Source organism: Pseudomonas sp. NBRC 100443, assembly GCF_030268185.1.
GTDB classification, from domain to species: Bacteria; Pseudomonadota; Gammaproteobacteria; order Pseudomonadales; family Pseudomonadaceae; genus Pseudomonas; species Pseudomonas citronellolis.
Map to the genome: position 1 here is coordinate 99139 of NZ_BSQE01000015.1, position 24404 is coordinate 123542.

General features: G+C 69.4%; 22 protein-coding genes. 12 read left to right on the plus strand and 10 right to left on the minus strand.

The window, feature by feature from the left end; translation table 11 throughout:
* The first annotated feature begins 38 nt into the window (after nt 1-38).
* Nucleotides 39-1244: an MFS transporter gene (locus tag QSJ95_RS19815; RefSeq protein ID WP_285644758.1), complete on the plus strand. Its 1206-nt coding sequence runs from the start codon at nt 39-41 to the stop codon at nt 1242-1244.
* Between the two features lie 136 nt (nt 1245-1380).
* The gene (locus QSJ95_RS19820; RefSeq protein ID WP_285644761.1) at nt 1381-1569 is read left to right on the plus strand and encodes a hypothetical protein; all 189 of its coding nucleotides are present in this window, start codon (nt 1381-1383) and stop codon (nt 1567-1569) included.
* 10 nt (nt 1570-1579) lie between these two features.
* On the opposite strand, the gene QSJ95_RS19825 is transcribed toward QSJ95_RS19820, so the two are convergent.
* The 5 genes from QSJ95_RS19825 to QSJ95_RS19845 all read right to left on the minus strand — a co-directional run bounded on the left by QSJ95_RS19825 (nt 1580) and on the right by QSJ95_RS19845 (nt 6826).
* Nucleotides 1580-1819 (minus strand): hypothetical protein, encoded by a 240-nt coding sequence (locus QSJ95_RS19825; protein ID WP_009620020.1) that lies wholly within the window; start codon nt 1817-1819, stop codon nt 1580-1582.
* 11 nt (nt 1820-1830) lie between these two features.
* Complete coding sequence (locus tag QSJ95_RS19830) at nt 1831-2727, minus strand: universal stress protein (protein ID WP_285644763.1); 897 nt, start codon at nt 2725-2727, stop codon at nt 1831-1833.
* Between the two features lie 115 nt (nt 2728-2842).
* Nucleotides 2843-3454, minus strand: coding sequence for an eCIS core domain-containing protein (locus QSJ95_RS19835; RefSeq protein WP_285644765.1), 612 nt, complete (start codon nt 3452-3454; stop codon nt 2843-2845).
* 451 nt (nt 3455-3905) lie between these two features.
* Nucleotides 3906-4553 carry a response regulator transcription factor gene (locus QSJ95_RS19840; RefSeq protein ID WP_058489422.1) on the minus strand — a complete coding sequence of 216 codons (648 nt, stop codon included), beginning with the start codon at nt 4551-4553 and terminating at the stop codon, nt 3906-3908.
* A 23-nt stretch (nt 4554-4576) separates the two neighbouring features.
* Nucleotides 4577-6826 carry a PAS domain-containing sensor histidine kinase gene (locus QSJ95_RS19845; protein WP_285644767.1) on the minus strand — a complete coding sequence of 750 codons (2250 nt, stop codon included), beginning with the start codon at nt 6824-6826 and terminating at the stop codon, nt 4577-4579.
* Nucleotides 6827-6992: 166 nt separating this feature from the next.
* Here QSJ95_RS19845 and QSJ95_RS19850 point away from each other — a divergent pair, with 166 nt between their 5' ends.
* The 3 genes from QSJ95_RS19850 to QSJ95_RS19860 all read left to right on the plus strand — a co-directional run bounded on the left by QSJ95_RS19850 (nt 6993) and on the right by QSJ95_RS19860 (nt 11472).
* Complete coding sequence (locus QSJ95_RS19850) at nt 6993-8615, plus strand: acyl-CoA synthetase (RefSeq protein ID WP_043314566.1); 1623 nt, start codon at nt 6993-6995, stop codon at nt 8613-8615.
* Between the two features lie 57 nt (nt 8616-8672).
* Nucleotides 8673-10439 carry an acyl-CoA dehydrogenase C-terminal domain-containing protein gene (locus QSJ95_RS19855; protein WP_285644769.1) on the plus strand — a complete coding sequence of 589 codons (1767 nt, stop codon included), beginning with the start codon at nt 8673-8675 and terminating at the stop codon, nt 10437-10439.
* Nucleotides 10440-10842: 403 nt separating this feature from the next.
* On the plus strand, nt 10843-11472 hold the full coding sequence (locus QSJ95_RS19860) for a class I SAM-dependent methyltransferase (protein WP_043273758.1): 630 nt from the start codon (nt 10843-10845) through the stop codon (nt 11470-11472).
* Here QSJ95_RS19860 and QSJ95_RS19865 read toward each other — a convergent pair.
* Entirely contained in the window at nt 11469-12500 is a 1032-nt protein-coding gene (locus tag QSJ95_RS19865) for an ABC transporter substrate-binding protein (RefSeq protein ID WP_285644773.1), read from the minus strand. The two genes, QSJ95_RS19860 and QSJ95_RS19865, sit on opposite strands and share 4 nt — an antisense overlap.
* 83 nt (nt 12501-12583) lie before the next feature.
* On the minus strand, nt 12584-13357 hold the full coding sequence (locus QSJ95_RS19870) for a class II aldolase/adducin family protein (protein ID WP_285644775.1): 774 nt from the start codon (nt 13355-13357) through the stop codon (nt 12584-12586).
* 166 nt (nt 13358-13523) lie between these two features.
* Between QSJ95_RS19870 and QSJ95_RS19875 the strand changes: the two genes are divergently transcribed.
* Together QSJ95_RS19875 and QSJ95_RS19880 are read left to right on the plus strand one after the other, a co-directional pair.
* Nucleotides 13524-14921, plus strand: a complete 1398-nt coding sequence (locus QSJ95_RS19875) for an aminotransferase-like domain-containing protein (protein WP_285644777.1) — start codon at nt 13524-13526, stop codon at nt 14919-14921.
* Nucleotides 14922-15100: 179 nt separating this feature from the next.
* On the plus strand, nt 15101-15802 hold the full coding sequence (locus QSJ95_RS19880; protein WP_285644778.1) for a YebC/PmpR family DNA-binding transcriptional regulator: 702 nt from the start codon (nt 15101-15103) through the stop codon (nt 15800-15802).
* Between the two features lie 235 nt (nt 15803-16037).
* On the opposite strand, the gene QSJ95_RS19885 is transcribed toward QSJ95_RS19880, so the two are convergent.
* Nucleotides 16038-16934 (minus strand): LysR family transcriptional regulator, encoded by an 897-nt coding sequence (locus QSJ95_RS19885; RefSeq protein ID WP_285644780.1) that lies wholly within the window; start codon nt 16932-16934, stop codon nt 16038-16040.
* 146 nt (nt 16935-17080) lie between these two features.
* On the opposite strand from QSJ95_RS19885, the gene QSJ95_RS19890 reads away from it, so the two are divergent.
* The 5 genes from QSJ95_RS19890 (at nt 17081) to QSJ95_RS19910 (ending at nt 22152) form a co-directional block, all read left to right on the plus strand.
* On the plus strand, nt 17081-18595 hold the full coding sequence (locus QSJ95_RS19890; RefSeq protein WP_043273745.1) for a CoA-acylating methylmalonate-semialdehyde dehydrogenase: 1515 nt from the start codon (nt 17081-17083) through the stop codon (nt 18593-18595).
* Nucleotides 18596-18713: 118 nt separating this feature from the next.
* On the plus strand, nt 18714-19589 hold the full coding sequence (gene mmsB, locus QSJ95_RS19895; RefSeq protein ID WP_285644782.1) for a 3-hydroxyisobutyrate dehydrogenase: 876 nt from the start codon (nt 18714-18716) through the stop codon (nt 19587-19589).
* A gap of 680 nt (nt 19590-20269) precedes the next feature.
* Nucleotides 20270-20548: a hypothetical protein gene (locus QSJ95_RS19900; protein ID WP_009619991.1), complete on the plus strand. Its 279-nt coding sequence runs from the start codon at nt 20270-20272 to the stop codon at nt 20546-20548.
* Nucleotides 20549-20647: 99 nt separating this feature from the next.
* Entirely contained in the window at nt 20648-21568 is a 921-nt protein-coding gene (locus QSJ95_RS19905; RefSeq protein ID WP_009619989.1) for a bestrophin family protein, read from the plus strand.
* 17 nt (nt 21569-21585) lie between these two features.
* Nucleotides 21586-22152 (plus strand): flavin reductase family protein, encoded by a 567-nt coding sequence (locus tag QSJ95_RS19910; RefSeq protein ID WP_269963330.1) that lies wholly within the window; start codon nt 21586-21588, stop codon nt 22150-22152.
* 186 nt (nt 22153-22338) lie between these two features.
* Here the strand turns inward: QSJ95_RS19910 and QSJ95_RS19915 are convergent, their stop codons facing one another.
* Together QSJ95_RS19915 and QSJ95_RS19920 are read right to left on the minus strand one after the other, a co-directional pair.
* Nucleotides 22339-23718 carry a sensor histidine kinase gene (locus tag QSJ95_RS19915; protein ID WP_064582969.1) on the minus strand — a complete coding sequence of 460 codons (1380 nt, stop codon included), beginning with the start codon at nt 23716-23718 and terminating at the stop codon, nt 22339-22341.
* Nucleotides 23696-24385, minus strand: coding sequence for a response regulator transcription factor (locus QSJ95_RS19920; RefSeq protein WP_009619984.1), 690 nt, complete (start codon nt 24383-24385; stop codon nt 23696-23698). The genes QSJ95_RS19915 and QSJ95_RS19920 overlap by 23 nt, the downstream gene beginning before the upstream one ends.
* Nucleotides 24386-24404 lie beyond the last annotated feature (19 nt).

Consider the following 24404-nt stretch of genomic DNA (forward strand, 5'->3'; position numbering starts at 1 on the left):
CGCGCCCCGGCGCACCGCATAAGACCAAAGGACCCCTGATGACTACCTCCACAACCGAACCGCGCAGCCGCGGTGCGGCCCTGGTGCTATTCGCCCTCGCCGTGGGCGGCTTCGCCATCGGCACCACCGAGTTCGCCACCATGAGCCTGCTGCCGCTCTTCGCCCCGGCCCTGGGCATCGATGCGCCCACCGCCGGCCATGTGATCAGCGCCTACGCCCTGGGCGTGGTGGTGGGCGCGCCGCTGCTGGCGGTGCTCGGCGCGCGCCTGCCGCGGCGCACCCTGCTGGTGCTGCTGATGGGGCTGTTCGCCATCGGCAACGGCCTCAGCGCGCTGGCGCCGACCTACCACTGGATGCTGCTGTTCCGCTTCATCAGCGGCCTGCCCCACGGCGCCTATTTCGGCATCGCCGCGCTGGTGGCCGCCTCGCTGGTGCCGCCGCACCGGCGCACGGTGGCGGTCGGGCGGATGTTCCTCGGCCTGACCGTGGCCACCATCGTCGGCGTGCCCCTGGCCAACTGGCTGGGCCAGGCCCTGGGCTGGCGCTGGAGCTTCGCGCTGGTCGCCGCCCTGGGCGTGACCACCATGCTCTGCGTGCGCCTGCTGGCGCCCTGGTCGCCGCCCGAGGCCGGCGCCAGCCCGCTGCGCGAGCTGGGCGCGCTCAAGAGCGGCCAGGTGTGGCTGACCCTGGGCATCGGCGCCATCGGCTTCGGCGGCCTGTTCGCGGTGTACACCTACCTGGCCGACATCCTCGGCGCGGTCACCCACGTCTCCCCCGCCGTGGTGCCGCTGGTGCTGGCGGTGTTCGGCGTCGGCATGACCCTCGGCAACATGTTCATCCCGGTGCTCGCCGACCGCGCGCTGATGCCCACCGCCGGCGGCCTGCTGGTGTGGAGCGCAGTGGTGCTGGCGATCTTCCCGTTCACCGCCGGCAATATCTGGAGCATCGCGGTCTGCGTGTTCTTCGTCGGCTTCGGCGGCGCCCTCGGCACGGTGCTGCAGACGCGCCTGATGGACGTGGCCGAGGACGCCCAGGGCCTGGCCGCGGCGCTGAACCACTCGGCCTTCAACTTCGCCAACGCCCTGGGCCCGTTCCTCGGCGGCCTGGCCCTGGCCGCCGGCTACGGCTGGACCTCGCCGGGCTGGGTGGGCAGCCTGCTGGCCATCGGCGGTTTCGTGCTCTGGTCGATCTCCCTGGCCGCCAGCCGCCGCCAGGAAAGGGCCGCCCTGCAGGGCGACTGCTGAGAAAGCGCCGCGCTGCCGTCCGGCTGTGGCCGGCAGCGCCCGCTGCGCGGGGTTGATGCGGATCAAGCCGTCGCCCCCTGCGCGGCGTACAAGTGGTTGCAGTCCACTTCCCCGCCGGCTCCGCCAGGAGGCTTTCATGCGCACGCAACTACTGCACACCCGCGATGGCCACTGCTACGTCCAGCTCGACCAGTTCCGGGTGCCCTTCCACGACGAAACCCAGGCCCGCGACTACCTGGAGCGCCTGCAGCAACGCCTGGCCGCGCCCCACGCGCTGGCCGAGGCCCGCCGCCGCGACGCCGAGCAACGGCGCCACAGCGGCTGAGCGCCTGCTATCAAGGGCGACGCGCCGTGGGCCCGTCGTCCTTCTGCTGTTCCACCCAGAGCGAGCGCGGGTCGCAGATGATCCGCGACGGGTTGCCGATGGACACCAGGCACACGCGGTTCTCCCAGCGGTCCCAGAGGAACACGTACTGGGCGTCGCCGCCGGCGGGGGTGTAGCGCAGCATCATCCAGGCCACCACGGCGATGGCCCAGAGCGACAGCAGCAGGGCGAGGAACGCGACCATCTTCATGGCCGCGCGCCTCAGGGCCGGACCGCGAGAATGCCCGAGTGCACCCGGTACAGCGCCTGTTCGGTGGTGCTGCCGATGATCTTCGCCAGGCCCGGGCGGTAGAGGGTGCCCATGACCACCACGTCGAAGCGCTTCTCGTTGGCGAACTCGCTGATGACCTGGGTGGCCGCGCCCTTGACCAGGTGCTGGTAGGGCCGGCCGACGCCGAAGCGCTCGCCGATGCGGTCCATGCGCTGGCGCGAGCGGCCGCTCATCTGCTCGGCGACTTCCGGCGACCAGGCCACGGGCCCGGCGGCATAGGCCAGGTAGCCGCTGGCCAGGTCATAGGCCTGCAGCAGGTGCAGCTCGGCGCCGCACTGCCGGGCCAGGGCCTGCGCCGACTCGACTATATGGTCGTTGAGCTGGTCGACGAGCACGTCGTCCTGGGACAGGTCCAGCGCGGCCAGCACCCGCTGCGGGCGCGGGTTGTCGGCGGTGCTGACCAGGTGCAGCGGCACCGGGCAGCGGCGCAGCAGTTGCCAGTCCAGGGGCGTCATGATCGCCCGGCTCAGGGCCGGCTCGTACTGGCTGTCCTTCACCACCAGGTCGATGCCGTGCTGCTCCACCAGGCGCAGTGCCTCCTCCAGCGGGTTCTCGGTCCAGATCGCCTCGACGCCTACCTCGATGCCCTGGGCGCGCAGCTCCCCGGCGCGTTCCTCCAGCCAGCGCTCCTGGCGCAGGCGGGTTTCTTCGCGGGCGCGGGTCTGCAGCACGCTGTCGAGCACGCCCAGGCCGACCGGCAGGGCATCCAGGGTGACCATGTGCAACTGGCCGCCACCGGCCAACGCCAGGGCCTTGGCCCGCGCCATGGCGGCGGAGTCACGGAGCAGGGGATCGCAGATCAGCAGCAGGCGCGTGTAGGCGTTCATGGGGGACCTCCGGAGGGGGACAGGGGTTGTGCCCTAAGCCTGCGCCTTCGTCGTTATCGGCCCCTTGATGTGCATCAAACGCGCCGCAGCGCCTGCCAACCGGCGGCGAACCCGGCTAGTCGCCGGCCGGCGCCCGGGCGCTGCGCACTTCCCGGGAGACCTGGTTCTGGATGGCGTAGGCCGGGTCTTCCAGGGCGCTGAAGTTGCGCACGTACTGGCGGGCGAAGCCGTCCACGCCCAGTTCGCGGTACTGCTGCACGTGCTTGAGCTCGTGGGCCCAGAGCGCCAGGTTGTGCAGCGCGTCGTCCTCGTTGCGGAACACCACTACGTCGATCAGCGTCACGGCGACCACGTCCTGGTTCTGCAGCATGGCGCTGGCGGCGTCGACGTCCTGGCCCTGGCCGACGCGGTAGCGCACCGCCTGCAGCAGGTCGTCCGGGTACCAGGCCTGCAGTTGCGCGCGCAGGTCCAGCGGCAGCGGCTGCACGCCGGCGGCCACCATGCGCTCGCGGGACTGGCTGAGCCACTGCGCCAGGGCGGGTGCCGCGACGTTGCGCGCATCTTCCTGGAGTACGCCGAACACCCCATTGGGGTCGGCAACGCAGATGCAGCCGCCCAGGCAGACCTCCGACTGCCCGGCCGGGCAGGCATACAGCGCCGCGCTGGCGCTGAGGCCGGCGGCAAGGAGCAGTGAAAGCAGCGGACGCGACGGACGGGACTTCGACAAGCGGGGCTCCTGGGTTCGGGCAGGCGGGCGAGTATACCCGCCTTGCTTCAGACAACGGCGATGGGGGGTTAGCTCCCGGGAATGCCCCGGTGGTCAGCGGCGTTTCACGTGGGGCGCATAACGCCTATGGCGTTATCCGCCGTTTGGCCTTGGCTTCCGGCGGCGCCAGGGTTGACCTTGGCGTTGGCTATGGCCCCGGTGTATCGGCGGATAACCGCGAACGGTTATTCGCCCTACGGCTCCATGCAAGTACAGTCGTAGGGCCTTATCCGCGATAACCGGAGCCTCCGGCGCGGATCGCGGATAAGATCCGCTCCTACGCAACCCCACCCACGCCATTCCAATGTAGGAGCGCGCCCTGCGCGCGAATCGCGGGCAGGGCCCGCTCCTACAGGTTGACGCCGAACGGCACCCTCTCCCGCTTGCGGGAGAGGGCTGGGGTGAGGGTGCTTTAGGCCTCCTCCGGCCGCAACCTCAGCGGATCCACCAACCCCGCGGCAATAGCCATCCCCACCAGGTCGGCCAGTGTCTGCGCCTGCATGCGCTTCATCACCCGCGCGCGGTACAGGTCCACGGTCTTCACGCTGATATCCAGCTGCTCCGCCACCTCGCGGTTGGTGTAGCCGCGCACCAGCGGCAGCAGCACGTCGCGCTCGCGCGGGGTGAGCGCGGCGAGGCGTTCGTCCACCTCGCCCAGGCCGGCCTGCGAGGCGTGCTGGCGGGCGCGGGATTGCAGTGCCTGCTGCACGCTGTCGAGCAGCAGTTGCTCGTTGTAGGGCTTCTCGATGAAGTCCAGCGCGCCGGCCTTGAAGGCGCGGATGACGATGGGCACGTCGGCGTGGCCGCTGACGAAGATCACCGGCAGCTCCAGGCCGCGCCGGCGCATTTCCTCCTGCACGCTCAGGCCGCCCAGGCCGGGCATGCGCACGTCCAGCAGCACGCAGCCGTGGGCGTCGGCCGGGCAGGCTTCGAGGAAATCGCGGCCGCTGGTGAAGGGCAGCGCCTTCAGGCCCACCGACTCGAACAGCCAGACCGTGGACTCGAGCATGCCCGGGTCGTCGTCCACCACGTACACCACCGCCTCTTGCGGTACTTCCATGCCTTGCTCCCGTGCTTTTTCCATCATGCCCTGCCCCCTTCGCCGGCCGCCGGCAGCCGGCACTCCAGGCGCAGGCCGTCGGCCGCCGGGCGCGCGTCCAGGGTGCCGCCGAAGCCTTCGACCATGCCGCGGCTCATCGACAGCCCCAGGCCCAGGCCGTCCGGCTTGCTGCTGTAGAAGGGCGTGAACATGCGCCCCAGCGTCTCTTCGTCGGCCCCTGGGCCGTTGTCTTCCACCCACACGCAGAGCCGGCCGTCCGCCTCCAGCGCCGAGCCGATGGCGATGGCCGAAGGCGCGCCGGCGTGGCGCTCGCGGTTGGCTTCGATGGCGTTGCGCAGCAGGTTCAGCAGCACCTGTTGCAGCAGCACCCGGTCGGCGTAGACCGGCGGCAGATTCTCCGCCAGCGCCTGGCCGATGGCTACCCCGCCCTGCCCCGCTTCCCAGGCGCACAGGCCGAGGGACTCGCGCACCAGCTCGTTGACGTCCAGCGCCTGCAGGCGGCGCTGGCCCTTGCGCAGGAAGGCGCGCAGGCGGCGGATGACTTCCGAGGCGTGGTTGGCGTGTTCGGTGATGCGCGCCAGGCCCTGGGCCACGCGCTGCGCCGCCTCCGGGTTGCTGCCCAGGGCCGCCAGGTAGCGCTGGCTGGCGCCGGCGTAGTTGACCACCGCGGCCAGCGGCTGGTTGATCTCGTGGGCGATGCCCGAGGCCAGTTCGCCGAGGGTGACCAGGCGCGCGCTGTGGGCCAGCTCGTCCTGGTGGCGGCGCTGCTGGTGCTCGCGCAGTTCGCGCTCGGTCATGTCGCGGGCCACCAGCGAGTAGTAGCGCTCGCCGCCGGCCGCGCGGTGGCCCAGCAGCACCAGCGACACCGGCACCGGCGCGCCATCGCCCAGCGGCCGCAGCTGGCCCTCGGCGCGCCACACGCCCTGGCTGTCGGCCGCCTTCCAGCCCTCCTCCGCCAGGCGTTGCAACAGGGCTTCGTCGAACAGCCCGGCAAGGCTTTCCGGCAGGCTATCCTCGCCCAGGTTCAGCGCCTTGCGCGCCGCCGGGTTGGCGTAGTTGGGGCGGGCCCCGACATCGACGAACAGCACCAGGTCGGCGTTGGCCTCCACCACCTCGGCCAGGCGCCGGCGGTTCTCCTCGGCGCGCACCCGCGCGGTGATGTCGCGGGACACGCTGACCACCTCCACCACCGCCCCGGTGTAGGTCTCGCGGATGGCGCGGCTGGCAGTCTCGAACCACAGGTAGTGGCCGTCGCGGTGGCGCAGGCGGTAGGTCAGGGTCGCGTAGCCGTCCTGCTCCAGGGCATCGCGGGTGTGGCGGGCCACGCGCTTGCGGTCGTCCGGGTGCAGCAGCGGCAGCACCGACTGGCCGCGCATCTCCTCCGGCCAGTAGCCCAGCAGCGGCCAGGACGAGGGCGAGGCGTCGAGGATGACGCCGTCGAGGGTGCGCCGCGAGATCAGGTCGCTGGTGTTCTCGATGATCTGCCGGTACAGCCGCCGCGCCTGGGCCGCCTCGCGCTCGCCCTGGATCTGCGCGCTGGCCTCGCGGCCGCGCACCAGCACCTCGGCCTGGCCGGCGTCGGGGATGAAGCTCCAGAGGAAGTGCCGGCCGCCCTGCTCGCTGGGCGCGTCCTGCACCGCTCGGGCCTGGGCCAGGCAGCTGCGCAGCAGCTCGCGGTGGTTGCTCGGCAGCAGCTCGCGCACGTCGTCCAGACCCAGTTCGGCGGCCAGGCCATGCAGCGCCGGGTTGCCGTCGAGCAACTGCCCGTTGCCATCCAGCAGCAACGCCGGCAGCGGCTCGGCGGCCAGCAACGGCGCGGTGCGGCGGGCGCCGCCGGCCAGCGCCATTACTTCACCCAGCAGCTCGCCGACCCAACCCAGCCAGGGCGTGGCGGCATCCCGCGCGGCCAGCAGCAACAACCCGGGTTCGCCGCCCAGCGCCAGGTTCAAGGCCAGGCCATGGCTCCAGCCGGCGCGGCGCAGGCGCCCGCCCAACCAGCCGGGCAGCGCCAGCAGTTCGTCCAGGGGCATGTCGCGGCGGCCTGCGAAGGCCGCATGCAGGGCCTCGTCGTTGGCCTGCAGCGGGTCGCCGGCGCCCGGCGGCAGGCGTTCGTCGCCAAGCGCCTCGTAGCTGCGCGAACGCGGCCGCCAGGCCAGGTAGAGCGCGCGCTCCAGGGGCGCGCGGGCGCGGCACAGGGCGAGCAGCGCGTCGGCCTGGGCGGCGGCCGGCGCGGGCTCGCGGAGCAGGCGCACCAGGGTATTGAGTTCAGGCATGGAGGCAGTTCCGGGTGCTTTTATTGGAATATAGTATTTATACCATAAGCATATGGTTGTACTTCCATAACCATCTCGGCATTGCTATAAATCGCCCCATCAGCCGCCCGACCCGCCTGCGGGCAGCCAAGAACAATGAGCTAACAATCAGCCACAGGGTGTCCATATGTCGATCTTCGAACAGGGTCTCGCGCCTGCCTCGGTCAACCATACCGCGCTGACCCCGCTGAGCTTCATCGAACGCACCGCCAGCGTTTACCCCGACCGCACCGCCGTGATCCACGGCAGCCTGCGCCGCACCTGGCGCGAAACCTACCAGCGTTGCCGCCGCCTGGCCTCGGCCCTGGCCTGGCGCGGCATCGGCCGTGGCGACACCGTCGCGGTGATGCTGCCCAACACCCCGCAGATGCTCGAAGCGCACTTCGCCATCCCGATGATCGGCGCGGTGCTCAACACCCTCAACGTGCGCCTGGACGCCGAGGCCATCGCCTTCATGCTGCAGCACGGCGAGGCCAAGGTGCTGATCACCGACCGCGAGTTCCACGACGTGATCCGCGCCGCCCTGGGCATGCTCGACCACCCGCCGCTGGTGATCGACGTCGACGACCCGGAATACGGCGAGGGCGAGCCGGTCAGCAGCCTGGACTACGAGGCCCTGCTGGCCGAGGGCGACCCCGAGTACGCCTGGGCCTGGCCGCGCGACGAGTGGGACGCCATCTCGCTGAACTACACCTCCGGCACCACCGGCAACCCCAAGGGCGTGGTCTACCACCACCGCGGCGCCTACCTGAACTCGCTGGGCAACCAGATGACCTGGTCCATGGGCCAGCATCCGGTGTACCTGTGGACCCTGCCGATGTTCCACTGCAACGGCTGGTGCTACCCCTGGACGGTCACCGCGCTGGCCGGCACCCACGTGTGCCTGCGCCGCGTCGACCCGCAGAAGATTCTCACCCTGATCCGCGAGCACCGCGTCAGCCACATGTGCGGCGCGCCCATTGTGCTCAACGCGCTGATCAACATGCCCGACTCGGCCAAGGCCGCCATCGACCACCCGGTGCACGCCATGGTCGCCGGCGCCGCGCCGCCGGCCAAGGTCATAGGCGCGGTGGAGGAAATGGGCATCCGCGTCACCCACGTCTACGGCCTCACCGAGGTCTACGGCCCGGTCACCGTGTGCGCCTGGCACGAGGAGTGGGACGAGCTGCCGCTGGACGAGCGGGCCAGGATCAAGTCGCGCCAGGGCGTGCGCTACCCGACCCTGGAAGGCGTGATGGTCGCCGATCCGAAGACGCTGGAGCCGGTGCCGCGCGACGGCCAGAGCGTCGGCGAGATCTTCATGCGCGGCAACACCGTGATGAAGGGCTACCTGAAGAACCCCAGCGCCACCGAGGAAGCCTTCGCCGGCGGCTGGTTCCACACCGGCGACCTGGCGGTGTGGCACCCCGACGGCTACGTGGAGATCCGCGACCGGCTGAAGGACATCATCATCTCCGGCGGCGAGAACATCTCCACCATCGAAGTCGAGGGCGTGCTGTTCCGCCACCCGGCGGTGCTGGAGGCGGCCGTGGTGGCGCGCCCGGACGAGCGCTGGGGCGAGACGCCGTGCGCCTTCGTCACCCTCAAGGCCGGCCACGCCGACACCGAGGCGGCGCAGATCATCGCCTTCTGCCGCGAGCACCTGGCCGGCTTCAAGGTGCCCAAGACCGTGGTCTTCACCGAGCTGCCGAAGACCTCCACCGGCAAGGTGCAGAAATTCGTCCTGCGCGACTGGGCCCAGAAGCTCTGACCTCCCCTTCCCACTTGCGATAGCGCCCCGGCCAAACCGGGGCGCCGAGGTACATTCATGCCCGACTACAAGGCTCCGCTGCGCGACATGCGCTTCCTGCTCACCGACGTATTCGACGCCCCGGCCCTGTGGCGCCGCCTGCCGGCCCTGGCCGAACGGGTGGACGCCGACACCGCCGAGGCCATTCTCGAAGAAGCGGCGAAGATCACCGGCACCCTGCTCGCCCCGCTCAACCGCAGCGGCGACGAACAGGGCGCGCAATGGAAGGACGGCGCGGTCAGCACCCCGGCCGGCTTCCGCGAGGCCTACGCCACCTACGCCGAGGGCGGCTGGGTCGGCCTGGCCGGCAACCCGGACTTCGGCGGCATGGGCATGCCGAAGATGCTCTCGGTGCAGTTCGAGGAAATGGTCTACGCAGCCAACGCCAGCTTCGCCCTCTACTCCACCCTCTCCGCCGGCGCCTGCCTGGCGCTGGACGCCCACGCCAGCGAGGCGTTGAAGCAGAAGTACCTGCCGGCCATGTACGAAGGCCGCTGGGCCGGCTCCATGTGCCTGACCGAACCCCACGCCGGCACCGACCTGGGGCTGATCCGCACCCGCGCCGAACCCCAGGCCGACGGCAGCTACAAAATCAGCGGCACCAAGATTTTCATCACCGGCGGCGAGCAGGACCTGACCGAGAACATCATCCACCTGGTGCTGGCCAAGCTGCCGGATGCGCCGGCCGGCTCGCGGGGCATCTCGCTGTTCCTCGTGCCGAAAGTGCTGGTCGGTGAAGACGGTTCCCTCGGCGCGCGCAACCCGGTCAGCTGCGGCTCCATCGAGCACAAGATGGGCATCAAGGCCTCGGCCACCTGCGTGATGAACTTCGACGGCGCCACCGGCTGGCTGGTCGGCGAGCCGAACAAGGGCCTGGCGGCGATGTTCACCATGATGAACTACGAGCGCCTGTCCATCGGCATCCAGGGCATCGGCTGCGCCGAGATGTCCTACCAGGCCGCCGTGGGCTATGCCCGCGAGCGCATCCAGAGCCGCGCCCCGACCGGCCCGGTGGCCAAGGACAAGGCCGCCGACCCGATCATCAATCACCCGGATGTGCGGCGCATGCTGCTGACCATGAAGGCCCTGACCGAGGGCGGCCGCGCCTTCGCCACCTACCTCGGGCAGCAACTGGACATCGCCAAGTACGGCGACAACGCTGAAGAGCGCAGCCGCGCCGAAGGCCTGGTGGCGCTGCTCACCCCGGTGGCCAAGGCCTTCTTCACCGACACCGGGCTGGAAAGCTGCGTGCACGGCCAGCAGGTATTCGGCGGCCACGGCTACATCCGCGAATGGGGCCAGGAACAGCTGGTGCGCGACGTGCGCATCGCGCAGATCTACGAAGGCACCAACGGCATCCAGGCCCTGGACCTGGTCGGACGCAAGGTGCTGGCCAACGGCGGCGAGCTGCTGGCGCTGTTCGCCGGGGAAATCCGCGCCTTCGCCGAAGCTGCGGTGGACGACGAGTTCAGCGCTCCGCTGCTGGAAGCCCTGGAGCAGTTGGAAGCCCTCACCCGGCAACTCCAGGAGCGCGCCAAGGAAAACCCGCGCGAACCCGGCGCCGCGGCGGTGGACTACCTGCACCTGTTCGGCTACACCGCCTACGCCTACATGTGGGCGCGCATGGCCCGCGCCGCCAGCGGCCAGGCCGATGACTTCCACCAGGGCAAGCTGGCGACGGCGCGTTTCTATTTCGCCCGCCTGCTGCCGCGCACCCAGTCCCTGGCCAGCGCGGTGCGGGCTGGCAGCGAAAGCCTGTATGGGCTGGAGGCTGAGCAGTTCTGATTCCCTGTTGAGCGTGTTGCGCGGTCAGTCCTTCGGGGTGTGCCGCGCTTTTTTATTTTTGGCGAACGGTGTCGGCCGGTAGCAGTTGTGTTCGGGATGAACGCCGTCCCCTCACCCCAACCCTCTCCCAGAGGGAGAGGGGGCTAGTCCGTGCCGAGAGAAGGAATGGTTTCAGCCGGGGACCATCAGTGTTGCCGGCTAACTCCGAAATACCCGAGCACTCCGAACAGTCCCCTCTCCCTTCAGGGAGAGGGTTAGGGAGAGGGCGCTCTGCAGCACAGGCACCACCCACGACCGGCAGAACACCGTTCGCGAGCAAGCTCGCTCCTACAAGTCCCCCCAGCCCCCATCACCCCAAACCCCGGCGTAGAATAACCTCCCCAGCGACCCACCGACGCCCGCCATGCCCCTAGACGACCAGACCCTCCGCGACATCTCCCGCCTCACCCTGCAGCACTACCAGGACAGCGCCGAGGCCTTCCGCGAAGGCACCCGCGACCACGACGTCAGCCAGAACATCGCCGCCCTGCTGCGGCACATCCATGGCGAGCCGCCCTTTGCCCTGCTGGATTTCGGCTGCGGCCCCGGCCGCGATCTGTGCACCTTCAAGGCCCTGGGCCATGCGCCGGTGGGCCTGGACGGCTGTCCGGACTTCGTGGAAATGGCCCGCCAGGCCAGCGCTTGCGAGGTGTGGTTGCAGGACTTCCTGGCGCTGGACCTGCCGGCGGCGCGCTTCGATGGCATCTATGCCAACGCCAGCCTGTTCCACGTGCCGCGCCAGGAACTGCCGCGGGTGCTGGGCGAGCTGCGCGCGGCGCTCAAGCCCGGCGGCGTGCTGTTCGCCTCGAACCCGCGCGGGGACAACGCCGAGGGCTGGAACGGCCCGCGCTACGGTTCCTATCACGACTGGGAGAACTGGAAACAGCTGCTCGAAGCGGCAGGCTTCGAGCAGTTGGAACACTACTACCGGCCCGCCGGACTGCCGCGCGAGCAGCAGCCCTGGCTGGCCAGCGTGTGGCGGCGCGTCGGCTAGCTGCCCTTGGCCGCCCAGGCGTTGAAGCGCAGTTCCAGCTCCTCGCCGTGGTCCACCCAGAAGGCGAAGTCCACCGGCACCGCCTGCTCCAGGTTGGCCGGCGCGGTGTTCAGGCGCTCCACCAGGGCCGGGTCGACCAGCGCGTTGGTCCTGGTGTTGACCGAGCCATAGCCCAGCTTCACGGTGTGGATCTTCTGCTGCTCCGGGCGTAGCGAGAAGGCGATGAAGTCCTCCGCCGCCTGCTTGTTCGGGCTGCCCTTGGGGATGGCCCAGGAGTCGATGGCGTAGAGGCTGTCGTTCCACACCACCTTCATCGGCGCGCCCTCTTCCTGGGCGGCGAACACCCGGCCGTTGTAGGCGGTGCTCATCACCACGTCGCCGCTGGCGAGGAACTGCATGGGCTGGGCGCCGGACTCCCACCACTGGATCGACGGCTTGATCTGGTCCAGCTTGCGGAAGGCGCGGTCGACGCCTTCGGGGGTGGCCAGCACCTTGTAGATGTCCTGCCGGGATACGCCGTCGGCCAGCAGGGCGATCTCCAGGCTGTACTTGGCGCCCTTGCGCAGCGCGCGCTTGCCGGGGAATTTCTGCGTGTCCCAGAAGTCCGCCCAGCCGGTCGGCGCGGTCGTCAGGCGCTTGGCGTCGTAGGCCATGGCCATGGACCACACCAGCAGGCCGGCGCCGCAGTCGGAGATGGTGCCCGGCACATAGTCGGCGACATTGCCCAGGCGCGCCGGGTCCAGTTGTTCGAACAGGCCCTCGTCGCAACCGCGCAGCAGTTCCGGGCCCTCGACCTGGACCACGTCCCAGTTGACGCTGTGGGTGTCGACCATGGCCTTGATCTTGCCCATCTCGCCGTTGTACTCGCCGGCGATCACCTTGTTGCCGGTGGCCTTCGCGAAGGGTTTGTAGAAGGCTTCGGTCTGCACGTCCTTACTGGTGCCGCCGAAGGAGATCACACTCAGGTCGGCCGCCATGGCGCCGGACGCCAGGCCCATGAGCAGGGCCGCCGCTATCGGGTTCTTCATTTCCACCTCTTGGCTTTGTTGTTGGCAGATTGCAAGCACGCTAGGCGCCCGGCCTCTGCGGGCCGGGACGCACGCAAAAGGGATCAGCTGCGGTAGTCGGCCGCGCCGTCCTCGATCAGGCGCAGGGCCGACTCCCAGGCCAGCAGGTGCAGGCCGCCGGCCAGGGCTTCCTCCTCCTGCACGGCGACGCGTTCGCGTACCGCTTCGGGCGGGTAGCGCAGCTGGCGGCCGCCGGCCAGGGCCTGGACCTGGGCCTGGCAGGCGCGTTCGAGGAAGTAGATCTGGTTGAAGGCCTCGGCGATGCAGCGCCCGGTGGCCAACAGGCCGTGGTTGCGCAGGATCATCGCCATGTGCGAACCGAGGTCGCGGACCAGGCGCGAGCGCTCGTCCGGGTCCAGGGCGATGCCCTCGTAGTCGTGGTAGCCCAGGCGGTTGTGGTACTTCAGCGCGTGCTGGCTGATCGGCAGCAGGCCTTCTTCCTGGGCCGACACGGCGATGCCGGCGGCGGTGTGGGTGTGGATCACGCAAGCCAGGTCCGGGCGCGCGGCGTGCACCGCCGAGTGGATGTTGAAGCCGGCGCGGTTGACGCTGCCCGGGCCGAAGCGCGGGTCGATGACGTCGCCGGCGTGGTCGACCTTGACCAGGTCGGAAGCGCGCATCTCGTGGAACATCACGCCGTAGCGGTTGATCAGGTAGTGCCCCGGCTCGCCCGGTACGCGGGCAGAGATGTGCGTGTCGATGTGGTCGGTCCAGCGGAAGTGCGCAACCAGCCGGTACAGCGCGGCGAGGTCGCAGCGCACCTGCCACTCTTCGGCGGAAATACTCGCGGGGTCGATGCTGTAAGCTGTGTCGCGCATGGCAATTCCTTGTTATCAGGCTTGCGCGGCTTGGCTGCCGCGTCGTGCCCCGCAGTGTGCTGGGCCGCCCGCCCGGCCGCCATGCACAGGGGCGCTGGAGTGCCTGCAGTGCTGTTATGGCCGCGCGGCCTGTACAGTTTCCGTTTCCCTTCCACCGGACGCTTCGATGCTGTTGCTCGACCCCACTAGCGAAACGCCCCTCGTCACCCAGATCGTCGACGGCATCGCCCAGGCCATCGACGAACAGCGCCTGCGCCCCGGCGCCAAGCTGCCCTCCATCCGCCGGTTCGCCCAGACCCACGGGGTGAGCCACTTCACCGTGGTCGAGGCCTACGACCGCCTGGTGGCGCGCGGCTGCCTGAACGCCGTGCCCAACGCCGGCTTCTACGTGCGCGGCCCGCTGCCCGGGGAAACCGCCGACGAGCAGGCCGCGCCGGAATTCGACTTCGACGCCCACCTGCTGCTGCACAAGGTGTTCCAGCCCCTGGGCATGGAACTGCGCCCCGGCGTCGGCCTGCTGCCCGAGCACTGGCTGGATGGCGAAGGCCTGCTGCGCGGCCTGCGCACCCTGGCCCGGGAGGAACCGGCGCAGTTCGGCAACTACGGCCACAGCAAGGGCAACCCGCGCCTGCGCGGCAAGCTGGCCGACCGCCTGGCCGACGCCGGGGTGGCCGCCAGCCCCGAGCAGATACTGCTGACCAGCGGCGCCAGCCAGGCCCTGGACCTGGCCGTGCGCTACCTGGTGCAGCGCGGCGACCCGGTGCTGGTGGACGAGCCCGGCTACCACAACCTGTTCCTCAACCTGCGCCTGCAGGGCGCCAACCTGTTGGGCGTGCCGCGCAGCGCCGACGGCCTGGACCTGGAGCGCCTGGAGCAACTGGTGCGCGAATACCGGCCCAGGGTCTACTTCACCCAGGCGCGGCTGCAGAGCCCCACCGGCGCCAGCCTGTCCCTGGCCGCCAGCCACCGCCTGCTGCAGTTGGCGGAGAAGTACGACTTCCTGATCGTCGAGAACGACATCTACGCCGACCTCGACCCCGCCGGCCAGCTGCTGCTGGCCAACCTCGACCAGCTGGCGCGGGTGATCTACATCGGCAGCCTGTCCAAGGTCATCGCCCCGGCGCTGCGGGTGGGCTTCATCGCCGCCCACCCGGAGCTGATCGAGGAACTGCTGCCGCTGAAGATGGTGGCCGGGCTGACCAGCTCGGAACTCACCGAGACCCTGGCCCTGGACATCCTCCTCCAGGGCCGCCAGCGCAAGCACGTGCGCCAGCTCCGCGAACAGCTCGGCGAAGCCCACGACAGCGTGGCCCGGCGCCTGGAAGCGGCCGGCCTGGAACTATTCCACGAACCGCGCGCCGGCCTGTTCCTCTGGGCCCGCCACCGCGCGGTGGCCGACGCCACCCATCTGGCCGAACGGGCCAAGGAAGCGAAGATCCTGCTGTTCCCCGGCCAGCTGTTCATGCCCGACGGCCGCCACGTGCCCTGGCTGCGCTTCAACGTCGCCCACTCGCTGGACGAACGGCTCTACGCCTTCCTCTCCCGCCAGGACGAGCTTTCATAGGATGGGTTGAGCGGAGCGATACCCATCACCCTGGCCGATGGGTTTCGCAAGCTCAACCCATCCTACGAAGAGCGCCCCGGTCCAGCCGGCAAGACAGTCGCGCCGATCCGGCGGATATCGCCAGGCGCCGCGCCAGCGCTTAGACTTGCCGCCCATCATGAACCAGCCAAGAGAACAGCATGGGCGCCCAGTGGAAAGCCAAACATAAGGAAGCCGCCGCCAACGCCAAGGGCCGCGTCTTCGGCAAACTCGCCAAGGAAATCATGATCGCCGCGCGCAATGGCGCCGATCCGGACATGAACCCGAAACTGCGCCTTGTAGTCGAGCAGGCCAAGAAGGCCTCGATGCCGCGCGACACCCTGGAGCGCGCCATCAAGAAAGGCGCCGGCCTGCTCGACGGCGGCGCCAGCTTCGAGCGCGTGGTCTACGAAGGCTTCGCCCCGCACCGCGTGCCGGTGATCGTCGAGTGCCTGACCGACAACGTGAACCGCACCGTGGCGGAAATCCGCGTGCTGTTCCGCAAGGGCCAGCTCGGCGCCTCCGGCTCGGTGGCCTGGGACTTCGACTACCTGGGCCTGATCGAAGCCACCCCGGCCAGCAGCGACGCCGACGCGGAACTGGCCGCCATCGAGGCCGGCGCCCAGGACTTCGAGCCGGGCGAGGAAGACGGCGACACCCTGTTCCTCACCGACGCCACCGACCTGGACGCCGTCTGCCGCGCCCTGCCCGAGCACGGCTTCAGCGTCGCCTCGGCCAAGCTCGGCTACAAGGCGAAGAACCCGGTGAGCCTGTCCGGCGCGGAGCTGGAGGAAGTCGAAGCCTTCCTCGACGCCCTGGACGGCAACGACGACGTGCAGAACCTCTACGTCGGCCTGGCCTGACGCCACACGCCGGGTTCCCGGGGGCGTAGGGCGTATAACCGTTCTCGGTTATACGCCGTTTCACCCTTTTCATCGCCAACGCCATGGCTGAGCCATGGTGATGGGTATCGCTTCGCTCAACCCATCCTACGGGACTGTAGGATCTCATCCGCGAAACGCAGCGCAATGCCCAGGCTCGCCCCCAGGCGGGGTTCGACCAAGGCCAAACGGCGGATAACGCGGAGCGTTATTCGCCCTACGTTCCCCGCCCCATCAACACCGCCTGGCTCGCCTCGGCCTTCTCGCGGAGGAAGTCCCAGGTGGTGCGCATCCGCGCGATGTCCTTGAGTTCCGTGGGCATCAGCATCCAGAAGGTCCGCACGAACTCGATCTCGCCCGCCAGCACCGGCTGCAGCGTCGGGTCCTCCGCCGCGGCGAAGGCCGGCAGGATGGCCAGCCCCGCGCCCTCGGCCACCGCGCGCTGCTGGGCCAGGATGCTGGTGCAGCGCAGGGCCATGTGCAGCGGCCGGCCGATCTCGTCCAGGTACTGCAGCTCCTTGCTGTACAGCAGGTCGTCGACGTAGCCCACCAGCGCGTGCTTGCGCAGGTCGTCGCGGTTGCGGATCGGCCCGCGCTCGGCCAGGTAGTCCCCGGCCGCGTACAGGCGCAGCACGTAGTCGGTCAGCCGGGTGATCAGGTAGGGCCCGCGGCCGGGGCGTTCCAGGGTGATGACGATATCCGCCTCGTGGCGCGACAGCTGCAGCGCGCGCGGCACCGCCAGCAGGTCCACGCCCAGGTGCGGGTGACGGCGGTTCAGCTCCACCAGCTGCGAGGTCAGCAGGGTCGAGCCATAGCCTTCTGTGGCGCCGATGCGCACCTTGCCCGAGAGGTTGTCCTCGGCCCCGGCCAGGCGCTTCTCGATCACCTTGCAGGCGCTTTCCATGGCCTCGGCCTGGGGCAGCAGGCCGTGCCCGGCCTCGGTCAGCCGATAGCCGGAAGGCTCGCGCACCAGCAGCTGCGCGCCGATGCTCTTTTCCAGCGCCTGCAGGCGCCGCGCCACCGTGGTGTGGTCCACGCCCAGGCGCCGCGCGGCCACGGTGAGCTTGCCGGCGCGGGAGAGTTCGAGGAAGAAACGCAGGTTGTCCCAGTCCATCGCCGGCTCCGAGTGTGCAAAAACGCAGAGCATGCTTGCACATCACCGCATTGAATTCATCAAAAATGCACTGCTAGGATCAATCCAACCGCCTTGAGGCATGCCCAAGGCCCATAACAACAAACCGCCGCAGGCTGGGAGTTCCGATGAGTACCACCACTACTGCCGTTCCCACGGTCAAACTCTTCATCGACGGCAAGCCCGTCGAGTCCACCAGCAGCGAATGGCGCGAGGTGATCAACCCCGCCACCCAGGAAGTCCTCGCCCGCGTGCCCTTCGCCACCGCCGAGGAAGTCGAGCGCGCCGTGGCCAGCGCCAAGGCCGCGTTCAAGACCTGGAAGAAAACCCCGATCGGCGCCCGCGCGCGCATCTTCCTCAAGTACCAGCAGCTGATCCGCGAGAACATGAAGGAACTGGCGGCCATCCTCACCGCCGAACAGGGCAAGACCCTGCCCGACGCCGAAGGCGATGTGTTCCGCGGCCTGGAGGTGGTCGAGCACGCCGCGGCCATCGGCAACCTGCAGCTGGGCGAGCTGGCCAACAACGTGGCCGGCGGCGTCGACACCTTCACCCTGCTGCAGCCGCTGGGCGTATGCGCCGGCATCACCCCGTTCAACTTCCCGGCGATGATCCCGCTGTGGATGTTCCCGATGGCCATCGCCACCGGCAACACCTTCGTCCTCAAGCCCTCCGAGCAGGACCCGATGGTGACCATGCGCCTGGTCGAGCTGGCCCATGAGGCCGGCATCCCGCCGGGCGTGCTCAACGTCATCCACGGCGGCCCGGACGTGGTCAACGCCATCTGCGACCACCCGGACATCAAGGCCGTGTCCTTCGTCGGCTCCACCCGCGTCGGCACCCACGTCTACAACCGCGCCTCGCTGGCCGGCAAGCGCGTGCAGTGCATGATGGGCGCCAAGAACCACGCCGTGATCCTGCCCGACGCCAACAAGGAGCAGACCCTCAACGCCATCGCCGGCGCGGCCTTCGGCGCCGCCGGGCAGCGCTGCATGGCGGTTTCCGTGGCCATCCTGGTGGGCGAGGCCAACGAGTGGATCCCGGACCTGGTGGCCAAGGCCAAGACCCTCAAGGTCAGCGGCGGCACCGAGGCCGGCACCGACGTCGGCCCGCTGGTCTCCTGCGCCGCCCTGGACCGCGTCAGCGGCCTGATCGAGCGCGGCATCCAGGAAGGCGCCAAGCTGGAACTGGACGGCCGCAACCCGCAGGTGGCCGGCTATCAGAAAGGCAACTTCGTCGCCCCGACCATATTCTCCGGCGTCAGCGCGCAGATGAGCATCTACCGCGAGGAAATCTTCGGCCCGGTGCTCTGCGTGGTCTCGGTGAAGACACTGGACGAGGCCATCGAGCTGATCAACGCCAATCCCAACGGCAACGGCACCGCCATCTTCACCCGCTCCGGCGCCGCCGCGCGGCACTTCAAGGAAGAGATCGACGTCGGCCAGGTGGGCGTCAACGTGCCCATCCCGGTGCCGGTGCCGCTGTTCTCCTTCACCGGCTCGCGCGGCTCCAAGCTGGGCGACCTGGGTCCCTACGGCAAGCAGGTGGTGCAGTTCTACACCCAGACCAAGACGGTCACCGAACGCTGGTTCGACGAGAACGAAGTGGGCGGCGCGGTGAACACCACCATCCACCTGAAGTAAGCCGCCAGAACCCGCCCGCGCGCCCCGCCGGCCAGGCCCCCCCAGCAGGAAGCAGCGGGGCCGCAGGCCACGCGCGGCGCGGGCCCTGTTCCCGACAACGACAACAAGGGGAAACCCCATGCGCATCGGCTTCATCGGACTCGGCAACATGGGCGGCCCCATGGCCGCCAACCTGCTCAAGGCCGGCTTCGACCTGAGCGTCTTCGACCTTTCCAGCGCTGCCGTGCAGGCTGCGGTAGCCCAGGGCGCCAAGGCCGTGGCCTCGCCGGCGGAACTGGCTGGCGCCGACGTGGAAGTGATCATCACCATGCTGCCCGCGGCGGCCCACGTGAAGCAGGTCTACCTCGGCGCTGAGGGCCTGCTGGCCAGGGTGCAGCCCGGCGTGCTGCTGATCGACTCCTCCACCATCGACCCGCACAGCGCCCGCGAGGTCTCGGCGGCGGCCCAGGCCCACGGCAACCCGATGCTCGACGCCCCGGTCTCCGGCGGCACCGCGGGCGCGGCGGCCGGCACCCTGACCTTCATGGTCGGCGGCGAGGCGGCCGACTTCGAACGCGCCAGGCCGGTGCTGGCGGCCATGGGCAAGAACATCGTGCACTGCGGCGGCGCCGGCAACGGCCAGGTGGCCAAGGTGGCGAACAACCTGCTGCTGGGCATCAGCATGATCGGCGTGGCCGAAGCCATGTCCCTGGGCGTGAAGCTGGGCATGGATGCAGAAGTGCTGGCCGGCATCATCAACACCTCCAGCGGCCGCTGCTGGGCCTCGGAAGTGAACAACCCGCTCACCGGCGCGCCGGCGGGGCGCGGCTACAGCGGCGGCTTCGGCACCGACCTGATGCTCAAGGACCTGGGCCTGGCCAGCGAGGCAGCCCGCCAGGTGCGCCAACCGGTGCTGCTCGGGGCGCTGGCGCAGCAGCTGTTCCAGGCGTTCAGCAACCAGGGGAATGGGCAGCTGGATTTCTCGGCGATCGTGAAGCTGTATCAGGAGGGGTGAGATCCTCTGCTCTCGTAGGAGCGAGCTTGCTCGCGAATGGAGTCAACCGGCGGTGGTGGTGCTTTGGGTTGACTCCGCACCCTCTCCCCAGCCCTCTCCCTGAAGGGAGAGGGGGCTTGTTCGTGCCGAGAGGAAGAATGGTTTCAGCCGGAAACCTCCGGTGTTGCCGGCTAACTCCGAAATACCCAAGCACTCCGAACAGTCCCCTCTCCCTTCAGGGAGAGGGTTAGGGAGAGGGCGCTCTTCAGCACAGGCACCGCCCCAGCCGGCAAGCACCGTTCGCGAGCAAGCTCGCTCCTACAAAAGCTCCAATCCCCTCCCGCACTCTGCGAAATTTCACACCCGACCTTTCCATTGAGCCCCTACAAACCCCACCGGTAGGCTCTGCCCGTCACGGTCAATGCCGTGACACGGGTGTAGCAACCCGTAGAGTCAGAGTGCGGTAGTTCCCTGCATCCCTATGCAGGGAACTTTTCCCCGCCACCCTCTCAAGGGTACTCATGGCGGGCCGCACGGGGCAGGCTTCGGCCTGACCGGTTTTTCTGACACCGGCTTGCTACCCCCGCGCGGCCCGCCTCCCATTCCGGAAGGCGGTTCCTCACCCACTCGAGGAGCAATGGACATGCAATTTCCGGCCATCCGTGTGCATCGCCCTGCTGCCTCTCATCCGGAGGCAGACGATGCCTGACATGATCCCCCTCACCACCCTTTCCCAACCCCACGAGGACGTGCTCTACGTCAACCTGCAGGCCCCGGTGGACCATCTGATGGGCACCGCCGAACGTCGCCTGGAATCCCTCAGCGTGCTGCTGCGCCTGCTGGAAGACAGCGCCGACGAAATGCCCATGCCTTTGGGCGTAGCGCGCCTGTCCGCCAGCCTCGCGCCGCTGCTGGAAGAAGCGCGGCAGTTGTACGAACTGGCCGAACGCAAGGCCCGGCAGGTACAGACCGGCGCCTGAGCCCACGGCGGAGGGCGCTGCGCCCTCCGCCCCCGCTGCCCCCGGCAGCCATCTCGGCTATGATGCGCGCTCTCCGTGTCCCCGCCTGGAAGCCCGCGCATGATCCTCCGCCCGCAAACCCCGACACTCTGGGTGCTGCTGTTCTCCCTCAAGGGCTCGATCATCCCGGCCATCTGGCGCAAGGTGCTCTACACGGTGCTGCTCAGCTCGCTGGTGGTGGCCACCCACGGCACCCTCTACCACTACAAGGTGGTGATCACCTCCACGCCCTTCACCCTCTGGGGCCTGACCCTGGCGATCTTCCTCGGCTTCCGCAACAACGTGGCCTACCAGCGCTTCTGGGAGGCGCGCACGCTCTGGGGCGAACTGCTGGTGGTGTCGCGCAACCTGGCGCGGCAGAGCCTGTCGCTGCTGCCCGGCCTGGACGACGCCGGGCGCCGCCTGCTGGCCCAGCGCCTGGCCGCCTTCGCCTACGTGCTGCGCGACCAGTTGCGCGAGCGCCCGCAAAGCGAAGACGCCCGCCGCCTGCTCGGCAGCGAACTGGCCGACGCCCTGGCGCACACGCCCGGCCCGGCCAGCGCCCTGCTCGCCCGCCTGGGCCGCGACTTCGCCGAAGCCGGCCGCCGCGCCAACGCCAGCGACATGCTGCTGGCCAACGTCGACCAGCAGGTCAGCCGCCTGTCCTACGTGCTCGGCGGCTGCGAGCGGATCAAGGGCACGCCCATCCCCTACCCCTACATCCTGATGCTGCACCGCATCGTCCATGTGTACTGCTTCCTGCTGCCGTTCTGCCTGGTCGACAGCATCGGCTGGTTCACCCCGCTGGCGGTGTGCGTGCTGGCCTATACCTTCTTCGGCCTGGATGCCCTCGGCGACCAGATCGCCGACCCGTTCGACACCCAGCCCAACGACCTGCCGCTGGACGCCATGAGCCGCCACCTGGAGATCGCCGTCATGGAGATCCTCGGCGAAAGCGAGCTGCCGGCGCCGCTGGAGCCGGTCGACGGCCTGCTGCTCTGATCCTGAGAGGACCACCCATGAACCACCTGCAAGACGTTCCCCTGGCCAAGGCCTACCTGCTGCTCAACCATGGCCCGTCCACGATAGTCACCAGCGAATACGAAGGCGTGGCCAACGTGATGGCTGCGGCCTGGGTGATGCCGCTGGACTTCGACCCGCCCAAGCTGATGCTGGTGCTGGACCGCAACACCTGGTCGCGGCACCTGGTGGAGGGCTCCGGCGCCTTCGTCATCCAGCTGCCCTCGCGGCGCCAGGCCGAACTCACCCTGGCGGTAGGCTCCAGCAACGGCGGCGAACTGGACAAGTTCGCCCGCTACGACATCGCCACCGCCCGCGCCCAACAGGTGCAGGCACCGATCGTCGAAGGCTGCCTGGCCTACCTGGAATGCAAGGTGATCGCCGAGCCGCACAACCAGGAGAAGTACGACCTGTTCATCGCCGAGGTGGTGGCGGCCTATGCGGACGAGCGGGTGTTCTCGAAGGGGCGCTGGCATTTTCCGGACGAGGAGTCGCGGACCATTCATTACCAGGCGGGTGGGGCTTTCTTTGCGACGGGGGAGGCGTTTCAGGTGGTTAAGGCATAAAGGGCAAGAGCCCCTCACCCCAACCCTCTCCCGGAGGGAGAGGGGGCCGTTCGGCATGCTCTGATGGCCTGGCCTCAGCCGGTGGTGCAGGAGTGCTCTGATGCTTCAGCAGGCAGAGGACAGCCCCCTCTCCCTCTGGGAGAGGGCTGGGGTGAGGGCAGCCGCGCTCAAACCCCACACCCAGCCCTACCCTCGCACCGCCGCCGAAACCACCCGCCCCCGCAAACTCACCCAACACCCCGGCGCCCCATCCCCCACGCTCATCGCCAGGTCATGCAACCGCGCCACCGCCGCCACCAGGCTCAGCCCCAGGCCATTGCCCGGCGTATGCCGGCTGCGCTCGGAACGGTAGAAGCGCCGCAGCACCGCCTCGCGCTCGTGCTCGGGAATCCCCGGCCCGTTGTCGCGCACTTGTACTTCCACCGCGTCCCCATCCGCTTCCACCCGCACCTCGACACGCCCCTCGGCCGGGGTGAACTTCAGCGCGTTGTCCACCAGGTTGCTCAGGGCGTCGAACAGCAGGTGCGCATCGCCCTGCAGCCAGGCCGGCTGCGCCGGGCCGCTGTAGCTCAGGTGCAGGCCGCGCTCCTCGGCCAGGGGCTCGAACAACTCGACCACGTCGGCCGCCACCTGGGTCAGGTCCACCGCGACGAAGCCGGTGCGCCGCGCGCTGTCCTCGATCTCGGAGATGCGCAGCAGCGCGCGGAAGGTCAGCAGCAGGCCGTGGGCATCCTCGATGGCCTGGTCGATGGCCGCTGCGTACTCCTGCTTGCTGCAGTCGCGCCGCTGGGCGCGCTCCAGGCCGGCGAGCAGGCGCGTCAGGGGCGTGCGCAGGTCGTGGGCGACGTCGTCGCACACGCCCTTCACCTCATGCATCAGCCGTTCGATCTCGTCGAGCATGCGGTTCACCACCACCGCCAGGCGGTCGACGTCGTCGGAGCTGCCGCGCACCGGCAGGCGCTCGCTGAGGTCGCCCTTGACGATCCGCTCGATGGCCCCGGTCACCGCGTCCAGGCGCTGCTGCGAGGTGCGCCCGGCGATGATCGCGCCGGCCAGGCCGAGGATCAGGATCAGCACCCCGCCGGAGGCCATGGCGCTGACCAGCAGTTCGTCGAATTCCAGCAGGTCCTGGATGTCCTGGCCGATCACCAGCACCTCGCCCGAGGGCATGCGGTGGACGATGCCGCGCACCCGCCGCTCGCCGCCGGAAAGGCTGCGCCGGCTGAACTCGATGGGCGTGTCCAGCGCCGCGGTCGGCGGCTGCTCGGCGAGGGTGCCGGCCAGGCGCCGGCCGCTGGCGTCGAACAGCGCCTGGGGGAAGTGCTGCTCGGGGTCCTTGGCGGCGTGCTCCTGCACCTCGCGCAGCAGCTCGGGCAATTCCAGGCCGGCGCGGTTGTGGATCTGCCGCGTCAGGTTGGCCTGCACCTCGGCGCGCAGGTAGCCGGCGGTGCGCCAGTACACGTAGCCGAACAGCGCCAGCGAGGCCACCCCGAACAGCAGCAGGAACAGCAGCGCCACGCGGAAGCTGGTGGTGCGCGGAATCTCACTCAGGCGCCCGGAGAACATAGCCCGCCCCCCGCACGGTGTGGATCATCGGCGGCTCGCCGTCCACGTCGACCTTGCGCCGCAGGCGGCCGATGTGCACCTCGATGACGTTGGTGCGCTCATCGTAGCGGTAGTTCCACACCGCCTCGAAGAGCATGGTGCGGGTGACGATCTGCCCGGCGTGGCGCGCCAGGTACTCCAGCAACTGGTACTCGCGCGGCACCAGGTCGATCGACCGTTCGCCGCGGCGCACCGAGCGGCGCAGCAGGTCGATGTCCAGGTTGCCGATGCGCAGGCGGCTGTCGCGCGCCTCGCCGCCACGCGCAGCGCGGCGGGTCAGGGCGTCCAGGCGGGCGGTCAGCTCGATGAACTCGAAGGGCTTGGTCAGGTAGTCGTCGCCGCCGGCGCGCAGGCCGCGCACGCGTTCGTCGAGGTCGGAGAGCGCGCTGAGGATCAGCACCGGCGTCTCCACCCCGGCCGAGCGCAGCGCGGTGAGCATGGCCAGGCCGTCCATGCCGCCGGGCAGCATGCGGTCGAGGACGATCACCGCGAAGCTTTCGCTCAGGGCCCGCACCAGGCCGTCGCGGCCGTTGCCGGCCAGGCTGACCTGGTAGCCGTGGTCGTGCAGCGCGGCGCTGATCTCGGCGGCGGTAGCGGGGTCGTCTTCGACGACGAGAACCTGGGTCATGGGCGCGGTCCGTGGCGGC